This is a genomic window from Ectopseudomonas oleovorans, from assembly GCF_029845265.1.
GTDB lineage: Bacteria > Pseudomonadota > Gammaproteobacteria > Pseudomonadales > Pseudomonadaceae > Aquipseudomonas > Aquipseudomonas oleovorans.
Genome location: NZ_JAOCLK010000020.1, coordinates 21,793 through 33,931, shown reverse-complemented (window position 1 = coordinate 33,931; position 12,139 = coordinate 21,793). Strand labels below are relative to the sequence as shown.

General features: G+C 52.0%; 8 protein-coding genes and 1 tRNA gene. 5 read left to right on the top strand and 4 right to left on the bottom strand.

Features of this window, described 5'->3' with window-relative positions:
• The first annotated feature begins 143 nt into the window (after positions 1–143).
• The 4 genes from qhpR to N5J71_RS12160 all read left to right on the top strand — a co-directional run bounded on the left by qhpR (position 144) and on the right by N5J71_RS12160 (position 4,713).
• A complete protein-coding gene (qhpR, locus tag N5J71_RS12175) occupies positions 144–1,136 on the top strand; it encodes an AraC-like transcriptional regulator QhpR (protein WP_279916929.1) in 993 nt (330 codons plus the stop codon).
• A 216-nt stretch (positions 1,137–1,352) separates the two neighbouring features.
• Positions 1,353–2,723, top strand: a complete 1,371-nt coding sequence (locus N5J71_RS12170) for a flavin monoamine oxidase family protein (RefSeq protein WP_279916927.1) — start codon at positions 1,353–1,355, stop codon at positions 2,721–2,723.
• Between the two features lie 234 nt (positions 2,724–2,957).
• On the top strand, positions 2,958–4,388 hold the full coding sequence (locus tag N5J71_RS12165) for a coniferyl aldehyde dehydrogenase (protein WP_023082865.1): 1,431 nt from the start codon (positions 2,958–2,960) through the stop codon (positions 4,386–4,388).
• Between the two features lie 112 nt (positions 4,389–4,500).
• Positions 4,501–4,713, top strand: coding sequence for a hypothetical protein (locus tag N5J71_RS12160; RefSeq protein ID WP_279916926.1), 213 nt, complete (start codon positions 4,501–4,503; stop codon positions 4,711–4,713).
• Between the two features lie 515 nt (positions 4,714–5,228).
• On the opposite strand, the gene N5J71_RS12155 is transcribed toward N5J71_RS12160, so the two are convergent.
• The 4 genes from N5J71_RS12155 to N5J71_RS12140 all read right to left on the bottom strand — a co-directional run bounded on the left by N5J71_RS12155 (position 5,229) and on the right by N5J71_RS12140 (position 11,059).
• On the bottom strand, positions 5,229–5,915 hold the full coding sequence (locus N5J71_RS12155; protein ID WP_279916925.1) for a hypothetical protein: 687 nt from the start codon (positions 5,913–5,915) through the stop codon (positions 5,229–5,231).
• Positions 5,916–9,350, bottom strand: coding sequence for a hypothetical protein (locus tag N5J71_RS12150; RefSeq protein WP_279916924.1), 3,435 nt, complete (start codon positions 9,348–9,350; stop codon positions 5,916–5,918).
• Complete coding sequence (locus N5J71_RS12145) at positions 9,343–10,803, bottom strand: tyrosine-type recombinase/integrase (protein ID WP_279916923.1); 1,461 nt, start codon at positions 10,801–10,803, stop codon at positions 9,343–9,345. The genes N5J71_RS12150 and N5J71_RS12145 overlap by 8 nt, the downstream gene beginning before the upstream one ends.
• 166 nt (positions 10,804–10,969) lie before the next feature.
• Positions 10,970–11,059: transfer RNA gene (locus tag N5J71_RS12140), tRNA-Ser, on the bottom strand.
• 296 nt (positions 11,060–11,355) lie between these two features.
• On the opposite strand from N5J71_RS12140, the gene N5J71_RS12135 reads away from it, so the two are divergent.
• Positions 11,356–12,024, top strand: a complete 669-nt coding sequence (locus N5J71_RS12135; RefSeq protein WP_003460410.1) for a Bax inhibitor-1/YccA family protein — start codon at positions 11,356–11,358, stop codon at positions 12,022–12,024.
• Positions 12,025–12,139: the final 115 nt, after the last annotated feature.

The following is a 12,139-nucleotide window of genomic DNA, read 5'->3' as shown; positions in this document are numbered from 1 at the left end:
GCCGAGTCATCCAATCGAGAGTAAGATGTGGAAGGCGATTACCCTCAGGGGTAAGTCTTCAGCATAAGAACAATCACCGACCGAGCCGCCCCTGACAGCGGGCACTAGGCCAGGAAAGGGATAGAAGTAAAGGCTGCAGCACAATGAAATCCGGCCGCACAGTGGTTTCCGAAAACTTCTTCCGCAGATTCAAGGAAGTGTTTGCCCCCTATCTATCCATGCTTGACGTCGACTCTCGCGTCTTAGAGCGCGCAGACATAGAGATACCCGTCGAGCAATATCTAGCTCTATGGGAAGCTGCGGGAAAGGTCAATCCCAATGTTGGGCTTGAGCTCGGCATGCAGTCCGAGCCAGACGACATCGGCGCGCTGGGCCATGCTATCCACTGCGCGCCCAGCGTCGAGAAGATGCTACGGACACTCCAGCAGTTCATCGTTGTCTTCGCGCAGGAGTCGGTCGTCCAGATAGAAATCGACTCACGCACGGTCAATGTCGGCTATCAGGTGATTGCCCCCACCATCATCCAGCGCCGGCAGGATGCAGAGTTCGCCATCGCTGCGATCCTGCGCCAACTCAGCCTGGCAACCGAGAACGCCATCAAGCCCATTCGCATTGATTTCGAGCACAGCAAGCCGGCGGACATCACGGCGCACAAGCACACTTTCCAGTGCCCGATTTATTTCAGCCAGCCTACCAACCGCCTGTGCCTGTCCATCGACACCCTGCAATTGACTGTGGCTCGTGGCAATGAGCGCCTGTACAAGGCCCTTGAACCCTATCTGGAAAAGGAGCGGCAGCAGCGATCGGTATCGGATGAGCTACTCCCACAGATCACCCGGATAGTCGCCGCCGAGATGAGCAGCGGGGCCCCCTCCATCGACGAAATCTGCAATCAACTGAACCTGAGCCGGCGTACGCTCCAGCGCCGGCTGAAAGAGCATGGAATCGAATTTTCAACGCTGATTGAAGATGTCCGTCGAGAGCTCGCCCTCTCGTACATCAAGGAATCGAACTACTCCATGACGGAAATCTCTCTGCTGGTGGGCTATTCAGAATCGGCCTCCTTCACCCGCGCCTTCCGACGCTGGACCGGACAATCGCCCCAGCAGTATCGCGCGGCCCACTTGGCATCCTGACCCCTCCCGTCCGCTTGGCACCTGCTGCCGGAAGAACTGGCACTGCCAGACAATCTCTCGCGCTCGCCAAGCTCTAAGCTGACCCTGTCACGGCACCCACAAGGTCATCATCCCCATTGCCATGGGCACTCCTGAGACCCTGCGCGCCATGACTGATGGGTGAGACTACGCTCAGCCACCCAGCCCCAGCCAATCTCTCACCGTAAGGGGATCAGCATGAGCAGCACTGAACAATCGTGGGACGTCATCGTCGTCGGAGCAGGTGTGTCCGGCCTCAGAGCCGCACTCGATCTGAAAAAAGCAGGCCAGCACGTCTTGGTGCTTGAGGCCAGAGACCGTGTGGGTGGGCGCTCGATGCCCGGTACGGTGGCCGGCCAGACAGTCGACTTTGGCGGCCAATGGCTTGGTGCTGAGCACCATCTTTTCCGTGAGCAGGCTCAAAGCCTTGGTGTCGAAATCTACCCTCAGTACACCGAAGGCAATAACCTCGTCAGCCTGGATGACAGCATTCAGTCCTACGGTTCGCAGCTGCCCAAGCTGCCCTGGTCCGCGTTGCTGAGCCTGGGCATCGCCGATCAGGTTCTACAGCACGACCTGCGACAACTCGGACACCGCGCGCCGTGGCAGGCGGAAAACGCCGCCGAACTCGACAGGGAGTCGCTCGAAGCCTGGATCGACAGGAAGGTTCACACCAAGGCCGCCAGAGGCCTGATACAACTGATCGCCAAGGCCATTCTGTGCGCCGAACCCTCTGAAGTGTCCTACCTCTTCTTCCTGGAGGTGCTGCGCCAAGGTCATGGGCTGGAGAAGATGATCGGGGTGCAAGGCGGCGCTCAGCAGGACAAGTTCGTCGACGGCGCCTGGCAAGTACCCAAGCGCATGGCCGACCTGCTCACCGAACAGATACGACTCGATTGCCCGGTGCACGCCATCGAGCAGGACGCACAGGGCGTGCGCGTGCTCTGCAGCCAAGGCGAGTTCCGGGCACGACGGGTCATCATGACAGCGCCACCGGCGCTGGCCTCCCGCATTAGTTATGAACCTGCGCTACCGGCCAAACGGGCCAGCCTGATCCGGCGCATGCCGATGGGCTGCGTGATCAAGATTCATGCGGCGTATCCCACCGCCTTCTGGCGCTCTCGCGGCCTGAGTGGCGCGGTGGTCAGCCCTGACCGAGCACTCAGCATGGTCTTCGATCAAACGCCACCCAGTGGTGAGGTCGGGATCCTCGTCGGCCTGATTGAAGGCGCACATGCCGTTGAGCTCAGCGAGATCGGGCCAGATGCCCGCCGAGCGCACGTCATAGCCGATCTTGTGCACTATTTCGGCGCCGACGCGGCCCAACCACTGGAGTACGTCGACCATGACTGGATCCATGAGACCTGGACAGAGGGCGGCTACGGGGCCCACATGCCGCCGGGAGTCATGACGACCTACGGCGAGGCCATTCGCGAACCGCATGGCCGCATTCACTGGGCAGGGACTGAGACCGCCACGGAGTGGATGGGCTACTTCGAGGGCGCCATGCAGTCCGGCATCCGAGCCGCCAGCGAAGTGCTCGAAGCCGAGCGCCAAACAGCCGCCTAAGCCTCCCCCAATCCTTCTGGGGCGTGTCGGAACGGCCGTCCCTCCCCTCTCCTCGTCCCGTGCCGATCCAACGCGAACGTATTGGCACGATCTGCTGAAAAGACTGGCACTGCCGGACAATTCCAACGCCAGCCGCACCGATACCCTCCCGACATCACCACTGCATCTCTGAGCGCACGCGAGGCGGCGCTTCAGGGGCAACTGCATCTGCCCAGCGTCAGGAGACACATCGCAATGAACACCGCAGCCCAGATTGGCCATGCCTTAACTAGCGAAGCAGAGGCTGTGCGTATATTCACCTTGCAACGGGCCGCGCATCGCGAACATCCCATCCCCAGCCTGGAGATTCGCCGCAAGAATCTCAAGCGTCTGGAAATGATGCTGCTGGAGAACCAGGACGCCATCTGTGCAGCCATCAGCCAGGACTTCGGCAACCGCGCCCACCAAGAAACCAAGTTGCTCGAACTGTTCCTGACGGTCGATGGCATCCGCGACTGCCACAAGCGCTTGTCCAAGTGGATGAAGCCGCAACGCCGCAACGGCTCTATTTGGTTCTTCGGTGCCCGTAACTCGGTGATTCCCCAGCCCAAGGGCGTCGTGGGGGTCGTAGCCCCCTGGAACTACCCACTGTTTCTGGTGATGGGGCCGGTAACAAGCGCACTGGCAGCGGGCAATCGCTGCATGGTGAAAATGGCCGCGAACTCTCGTCATCTCTGTGCACTGCTACAGCGCCTGGTGGCGCAGAATTTCGACGAGCACACCCTGGCCATCGTGCCTGGTATCAGTGGCTCGGTCTTCTCAAGCATTCCCTTCGATCACCTGATCTTTACAGGGTCGGCCGAAACCGGGCGCTGGGTCATGCGGGCCGCGGCCGACAATCTGACACCAGTAACGCTTGAGCTGGGCGGAAAATCCCCGGTGATAGTCGCCGAGGACTTTGACCTAAAGACGGCGGCCGCGCGGATTCTGCAGATGAAGACGGTCAACGCAGGACAGACCTGCGTGGCACCGGACTATCTGTTCGTCCATGAGAGCCAGCTGGAGGCATTCGTAGAGCACTGCCGCGCCATCACCCCCCAGCGCTACCCGTCGCTGCTGACCCAAGACTACACCTCGATCATCGATCAGAGCGCTTATGGGCGGCTGATGGAGTATCTCGACGACGCCGAAAGCAAGGGCGCTCAAATCATCAATCTGCTGCCCGGCAGCATCGGTAACGAAGCCGTCCGCAAGATCGCCCCGGTCCTGGTGCTAGGAGCTACCGATGACATGCGCGTCATGCATGAAGAGATCTTCGGCCCGATTCTGCCGATCAAGACCTATCGCAACCTGGATGAGGCGCTGGACTACATCAAGAACCGGGATCAGCCGTTGGCCCTCTACCTGTTCACCAATCAACGCCAGCTACAGAAACGGGTAGTAGCCCTGACGCAGTCCGGCGGTGTCGGGATCAACGACTGCGGGCTGCATGCCGCCCAGCATGACCTGCCGTTTGGCGGTGTCGGTGCCAGTGGCATGGGCCACTACCACGGCTACGAAGGCTTCCTTGAGTTCTCCAAGCTGCGCCCGATCTTCAAGCAGTTTTCGCGCCCGGCATTTCCGCTCCTGTATCCCCCCTACGGAGCGCTCTTCGACCGGCTGATTAAGCTGATGCTCGGGCGCTAACCCGCGACCTAAGGCTTGTTGCAGGCCCCTGCAGCAAGCCCTGATTACCAGCAACCCTCCAGCACTGTTGCTCCGCAACTTGGCATAGCCACCAACAAAGAGAATGAAAGGCATGACCGCTATCAAAGACTCGCATCTGGAAAACCAGTCCTTCTGGCAACATGACTACGGCCACCACCCGATTCTCCAGCCTCTTTGCTACGTCCACAACAAACGCAAGGAACTGAAGATCGAGGCCTTCCTCAACCTCATTCATGATGTCGTCGGCAACGCCCTCAGCTTCTCGACCAAACTGCATTCCTGCATCAGCCATTTCGAACAGTAGCTGAGCCGCTGGCTTTCTCTCCGAGGTATAGAAAATGTCCGACTCTTGCTCGATCGCGGCTATTTGGTTAGCCGGCGCTTCGTGTGCTGAATCAGCATCTTCATCATCGTCAAGCGGCACCGGCGGTGGCAGGTGACTGCTTTTTTCTGGGGGCGGAAGTGACTTATTGGACAACGCAGGTTTCGCTCTGCCCTCCTCTCTCATGTCCTTCGCGGCCTTACGTATTGCCTTAGGCCCGCGGCTACACAACTCTTGCTGAGCCTCTTTCTCGAGCTTACCCTGTGTCGCCTTCACAGCCTGCTTACAGGCCTGGACTCCATTCCAAGCGAGCCTGCTTGGTAGTCAGATCCACCAGAAGGCGCCGGTTGTGATGCTTTGTGGAACGGCCAGCCGAAATGCCACAGGAGACTGACAACCATGACCTCTGAAGCATTTACTTAAGACGACCCGCCAGTCTTTGCGAGTCATTGGGACGCGTTAAAGGCTCAGGGAGGTTGGCCAAGAGGTCGTTTCACTCATTGGTCTGGCAACCTTTTCGCCCTTTTACGCCACTTAGCTACGTCCTCAAAGATGCGATCAAGCTCATGCATATCTTCCATAGGCGCAATCAGCCCCCTAGGCCCATGGAACCCTGGAGTGGCAAAATTTTGAGTCGTTTTCCCTTCAGGAACCAGCTTGAACGCTCCCGGTATCTGACCGCACATACCTTCATAGATGCTGATTACCAGCGCTAGATCGCTTTGAAGACGCTCAATTGTGGCTTGTAGTACCTCACTTCCTCCAGAACCTTCAAAAGAAACCCCAGAGTCGATGGCGAGTATCTTCTGCTCAAGCCACTGGTTTTTCTTGCGCAGGCTTGCGATCTCAAAATTAAGAGCCTCACTATCCGAAATGCTTAAATTTGTAGTGTCCGGATTTTCCTGCTTAATCTTCAAAAATCTTTCAAGCAGATCTCTATAAGTTTTATTTCGCAAAAGAGTCACGTGGCTCATGGGCTTTTGAGGCACGACCACCACACCATCCTGCGAGGAAGTTTTCCGATTTGACTCAAACTCCGTAACCAATTTTGCCACATCCTTAGCAAAGCTAGTTACGTTAGAAAATTTTGCATTTGACAGAATTTTTATAGCGTCAGTTATGAGCTTAAGTCTTTCGGCTTCATGCTTACGTCTATACTCATCAAAAGTTTGAGACCGTTTCAATTACACATCCCCAGGGGAATTAAAAATTAGACTGGGTTTAACTTCGGGTTCTTCGATGACTAACGCCTTAACGGGATCACTAGCGATCCGGAAAACATCCATAGCGTCTAGCGAGCCGGTAGAAATCATGCTGGCAATCTGAGTAGCGAGCGCCATACCTGGAGTTTTGGGGGTTGGCTTGAAACCTTCCAGCATATTTCCCTCCTTCATGAGCATCACCGCGCGCATATAGGCAAACTGAGAGTCCAACTCTGGACTGGAGGTGTCAGGAAAATTTTGCACATCAACCAAGCGTTTTATCAAATGCTCAGCAGACGTTAATTCCACGCGTTCAAAATGCGAGAGTAACTGCTCCTTCTCCTGCAAGAAAAAGCCTTCTCCCTGCCCATTCCTAGACATCATGTAAAGCTGCTGCTCGATGGCTTCGTAAGCATAGACCTCACGAGTATAGCGATCATGCTCACTTTCAAGGTTATCCATAACCTGTTTATCCTGAGCAGACGGCTTTCGAAGGCGATATTCATTCAGTTTCTTTAAAATACCAGCCATCATTTCCTTGCACTTATCCTTCTCAGCACAAATTGCAGGAAGATGGACAATACCACGTATCGCATATACACACAGTGAGCAGATCCTCTCACCACCAAGCGCCCGAACCACTTCCTGAGGACAGTTATTGTTGAATGGACAGATGTGACACGGATTGTACGCAAGCTCAGTGAAATGCTTACCACGGAGCACTCCTAGTCCATCTTTGTCTTCTTTAACCCCGGTCAAGCTCATGAGACCGTGAGTATGAATCGCTGCCTCGGGATCAGCCGTAATGTCGCTCATGAGCTTGGCGTTCACACGGAGAACCGCCTCAGCCAACTCCGGTGCATGACCGTCATTAAGCTTGTCCATATTCTTGATTAGATAATTTTCAAGCAACTGCTGATGGCTAGGCATACTGTCTGTATCAGAAACTGTGTAGTACCACACCAACGACTCTGTTTGACCGGTCATCATTGAGCCAATGATTGACGCTGGAAGCCAGTTCATCGCTTCAGATACGAAGCCCGCACGAAGTCCATGTGGAGTATGATCACTCCTCACAGAGGATTTACCAATACCACTGAGAAACTTTGAAGAGTAATCATCAAAAGGCAGCTTGTTTTTCCCTTCTTTTAGATAAACAAGATCTGCACCGTCTTTATCTCCAAGTTGAACCTTAATGAAATATTGCAGAATGAGCAGCAGCGTTGGGAAAATATGGAAATTGTACCATAGGGTCTGATTTGATTTGGGCAATCGGAACAACGGCTTGTATCTGCCGAATCGCGCTCCTTCTTTCAACCCGTACCACAAATCTTCCTGATAACTTGGATCGCTACATTGATCGTACCAAGTTCTCTGCCTATCCAGAACCTCGTAAACACGACGAGACACAATTGCCGTCCAGGCTCCGTGGGATTTATCACTGCTGACAAACAGCGGCGCGAGCTGGCTCTGATTGTAGCGATCAAGAACACAGTCATACTTGTCTTTATTAAGCCAAATAAGGTGCGCTTGACGCAGCCCCGTTTCACACATCAATTGCGTGACCCGTATGTGATTTGGAACAATCCGCTCTTGCCAGCTCCCGTCAATTTGATAACTCGAAAAAGAGTAAAATCTAGGCAGGAACTCAAACCTCTGAACTTTTCCCTCATGAAAAAAAATAGGGCAGTAGTTAAGAGCATCTAGATCCACTAAACTATAACTTTGCCCTTCTTTGCCCCAAATCCCTTTCCAGGCAATATTCTCTCGAAGCTCACCTAACGTAGGCTTGTACAGAGCGCCATTAAGAATCCCGAAATTACCCAGATATCCAGCTTTTCCTGCGTCGTTGACGACATCCTGCACCAACATGTCATTTATATGCATTACCAAGTATTCAAGCGAATACAGCATGCTAATAAAAGTTGAGAAATAAGATCTGGGAATTGGCTTCTTAACTGTGCCATACCGCTTCTGAATTTTTGGATAACATGCAGGCGAAAACGTGCTTTTGAATTTATCACATTTAGGTATGATCGAATTATGATCTTCTACATATTGGCACCACTGCTCCAGCATTAGGACGCGGCTATAATGTGTATCCTGTGTCCATTCATATTGTTTTGCGCACAGATCAAGATAGTTAAGAAATGTCATCGGCATTTCTTTACTTGCCTTTAGTACGCGATCAGAGATCGTCGCTTCACGAGTAATAAATAAGGAGCATTGGAAATCATTCATGGACGTCGGATAGTCATCCAGCGATTGATCTCGCCGAAAGTAAAAGCTAGGAAGATAGACAGCAGCATAACTCATAACGAGATTCAGGAGAAATATCGGCTGAGAATCTTTCTGATAGTTCTTTGACTTCAAAAACGACCTGAATAACTCGTTTAATAAGTCAGAAAAATCGTCCACCTTTTTTGGTAGGCGCGAATAAATTGGCGAGTTATCGATTCCATCTTCACGATTGAAAATGAATTTAATCCGACTTGGCTTTAAATGATTTTTGATAAAATCAGTTAAGGATAATGCAGATTCACCAGAAGAATATTCAACGGCGACAGCCATTGATTGATTAATCAGCAATGATTGGTTATTTCTTTTTTTGCGTTCCTGAGGCTCATGCATCCGCGCATGCCTTGCCTTCTTTGTAGAAGCCTGCTCTCTTTCTTCTTTTTTTGCAATTTTGTAGTCTGAAATAATTTTCTCGACCACATCTGCAATCGAAGGTGTGTTTCTAGAGAGAGTCACCAAGAAATCGTTAACATAATGACGCCTGAGTGGTAGATCACCTACACCATTGGCAGCCCCGAATAAAACCTTGATATCAGCCTCATTCATATCTTCAACAGAATAAAATGTTGTGCTCAGCAACAATCGCAGCCAAAAACCTAACCGACCACTACCGTCGTCCTTCAGAGGATTACTGCTGGGCAAAGCAGACTGGGGGCTCATCGAGCGAAGCAGTATTAGCGTCTCTACCCCGGAGTCAAGGCTAAGTGCGTCATATAATTCATTTTGGTGCAGCACACCCATCAATGAGAGTGGCGCAAGGAATTTTTTCCTGGCCCAAAGATCAATGAACGCAAACCTGAAGAAATTAGAGAGGGTTTGAAGGTGTGTAGGTTTCAACTGTGAAAAGCGAGCATCGACATCAGACAATTTGACAGACGTTTTCTTGAAGCCGTACGTGATCAGTTGTTCGACTTGTTTTCTTGTGAACCCTTTTAGATCAATCCCCAATTCAAAAAATTTGCGCAGCTTATTGGGTGATGAAGTTCTACCCGCAAGAACATTTGACTCTGGCAGACTGAAAAATAACTTCCTAACATTAGTCACTGACCTGTTAAACTCAACTCCAACCTGGCTATCATCGACAAACCATACGGCAGCGTTTTTATCGAGATTAATCATAGCCAACCTCCAAACCAATAGACTTCTTCATATTACCCAACTGGTTTTCGAGGTATTTTATTTGCGAATTAGCAACGCTAAATGAATCGTCCCTCAATCTGAGCATATTGATTGAGGAGAGTGTAAACTCCAGCAGCTTGGCATCTTTTCTGGCATAACGCTGCGTTGCTTCAATAGTTTTATGCCCCATGAATTTCTGAACCATTTTAAGGTCTAGCCCGAATTTATTCGGACTAGACGGATTCGGGCAGAAATTCACTAAGTAATAGCCATACATATGCCGTAAAGAATGAAAGCCATAGCTATTCAGCCCAAGCTCTTTTGTCGCCTTATTGAATCGTTCCCAAGTCGCTTGATAGGACGAGGGCATGGCATCACCGTTTTTCAGATTGCGGAACAAAAAACGATGCCTTTTGGGCCTGAGGCGGAGAGACTCTTTTTCCCGTTCCTCCTGAATATATAAATCTAGATTGATCCAAAACATAGATGCAAATGGCTCTATCAAGAATGTATCTTCTGTAATCCGCCCCTTGTGATCAAGCTTTTCAATCTCACTTGTAGACATATACTTTGCGAGAATGTCTTTTCTAGTGTTAGGGTCAACAATTCTAACCTTGCCTTCACTGGGGTTAATATCATCAACCAGCAATGTCAGGGCTTCAGATATCCTGCAACCTGAAGCCGCGATAAAGCTCCACAAGACTTTATCTCGTAAACATTTCGCGCTATCTATGAGCGCTTTGCATTTGTCTATTGGGAAAACAAGGTCGTCACCACCATTGCAATCGGTGTATGCAATAACAGAATTTTTAGCCTTAGCGACCAGCCCCTTTACCTTAATAGACTTGAGCCCGCCCGCAATACAGCCAGCAAGCCAGCTTTTTGACTTTATAGCCTGTTTTATTTTGAGTGGGGCCTTTTGATATCTTTCCATCGAAAGCGGTAAGACTGAAAAACTAGAGTCAGACAGATATCCAGCTTGCTCTAACTGCTGGAGACCGATCCGCAACCTTTCGCTAGCATCAATGAAGTTATTAATCGCGACGAAATGCAGGTCTATGGAGCTAGCGCCAATACCACCTGTCCCAAGAGCTTTGGCCGTCGACGCAGCCAGTGGAGCCTCACTGTCAGCGCCATATGCCAAGTAGCTCTCGTAGGAGTCCAAGGCATCTCTGAGTAGGATCGGTGTCAGGAACCCCTGCTGCGCAATCACTTCGTAGATGTAATTGAGAAAACGGCTGACCGCGTAGCAATAGGCCTTGACCGTTCTGAATTTTTTGCTGATGGCCAGCTGGTACGCCCACTCATCAAAAAACTCGCACATCATTTCGTCATCGGCTAGCAGGCGAAAGGTCGCCTTGCCGTTACGTGTGGTTTCTTTGATGTCAAGGTGGCCAGGGTGTGCTTTCAAGCGGCTCAAAATTCTTCTTCCCGTCATGACAAGATGCAACAAGGGGTGAGTCTTGTACAACAACATGCAACTTAATGCAACAGAATGCAACTTTTCTGTTGCATGTTGTTAGACTCCAAGCCCTTAAGCTCTTGATCGCACCCCTGATACGAAAAAGCCAAAAAAAAGGGCCTAGATTTTCATCTAAGCCCTTGTTTTTTCAGGTGTATGGCGGGAAACGGGGGATTCGAACCCCCGGGACGCGTTAGCGTCCGCCGGTTTTCAAGACCGGAGCATTAAACCACTCTGCCAATTTCCCATTTTTACTACGTTGCTACTTGAGAACCAGTCATAAGATGCAACTGAATGCATCCTAGTATAAGAACTCACGGATAGTTGCCCATCGACGGTTTTCAAGACCGTTGCCTTAAACCACTCGGCCACGCTTCCAGATTCTTGAGTGCGGAGGCTAACGCTCAAACCTCCGCAGCAGTGCGGGCGGCAATCTTACCGGAACGAAACACACTGTCAAACTCTAAGTCTTGGCAGGCAATCCCGCTCTGCTATGATCCGATACATTCGAATTTGAAAGCCTCTTACAACAGGAGCGTCGCCATGCAAGAGCGAGATTATGCACTCAACCATTCTCAGGTTGAGCAACAGGAAGTCAGCAGCGTTCTGCGTAATACCTATGGCCTACTGGCCATCACCCTGGCCTTCAGCGGCCTTGTGGCGTTCATCTCGCAGCGCGCCAACGTTCCTTATCCGAACATCTTTGTCGTACTGATCGGTTTCTACGGCCTGTTCTTCCTCACCGCCAAGCTGCGCAATTCTGCGTGGGGTCTGCTTTCTACCCTCGCGCTGACCGGCTTCATGGGTTACACCCTTGGCCCGATCCTCAACCGCTACCTGGGCATGACCAACGGCGCTGAGGTCATCAGCTCCGCCTTTACCATGACTGCGCTGGTGTTCTTCGGCCTGTCTGCCTACGTGCTGACCACCCGCAAGGACATGAGCTTCCTCAGCGGCTTCATCACGGCAGGCTTCTTCGTTCTGCTGGGCGCCGTGGTTGCCAGCTTCTTCTTCCAGATCAGCGGCCTGCAACTGGCGATCAGCGCTGGCTTCGTGCTGTTCTCCTCGGCCTGCATCCTGTTCCAGACCAGCGCCATCATCCATGGTGGTGAACGCAACTACATCATGGCCACCATCAGCCTGTACGTATCGATCTACAACCTGTTCGTCAGCCTGCTGCAGATCTTCGGCATCATGGGCGGCGACGACTGATAGCTTTCGTCCCCCTTCAAGCCCGCTTCGGCGGGCTTTTTCTTGCGCGGCCATCAGTTGCCTTTGTTTGCCGGGCACCCTGGCCTTATCATTGGCACAGTTTTGCCTCGCCGGA

What these genes read in the sequence shown, in the direction of transcription:
- N5J71_RS12135 (WP_003460410.1), top strand. Translation starts at nt 11,356, where the DNA reads ATGCAAGAGCGAGATTATGCACTCAACCATTCTCAGGTTGAGCAACAG.
- N5J71_RS12165 (WP_023082865.1), top strand. Translation starts at nt 2,958, where the DNA reads ATGAACACCGCAGCCCAGATTGGCCATGCCTTAACTAGCGAAGCAGAG.
- N5J71_RS12160 (WP_279916926.1), top strand. Translation starts at nt 4,501, where the DNA reads ATGACCGCTATCAAAGACTCGCATCTGGAAAACCAGTCCTTCTGGCAA.
- N5J71_RS12150 (WP_279916924.1), bottom strand. Translation starts at nt 9,350, where the DNA reads ATGATTAATCTCGATAAAAACGCTGCCGTATGGTTTGTCGATGATAGC.
- qhpR (WP_279916929.1), top strand. Translation starts at nt 144, where the DNA reads ATGAAATCCGGCCGCACAGTGGTTTCCGAAAACTTCTTCCGCAGATTC.
- N5J71_RS12170 (WP_279916927.1), top strand. Translation starts at nt 1,353, where the DNA reads ATGAGCAGCACTGAACAATCGTGGGACGTCATCGTCGTCGGAGCAGGT.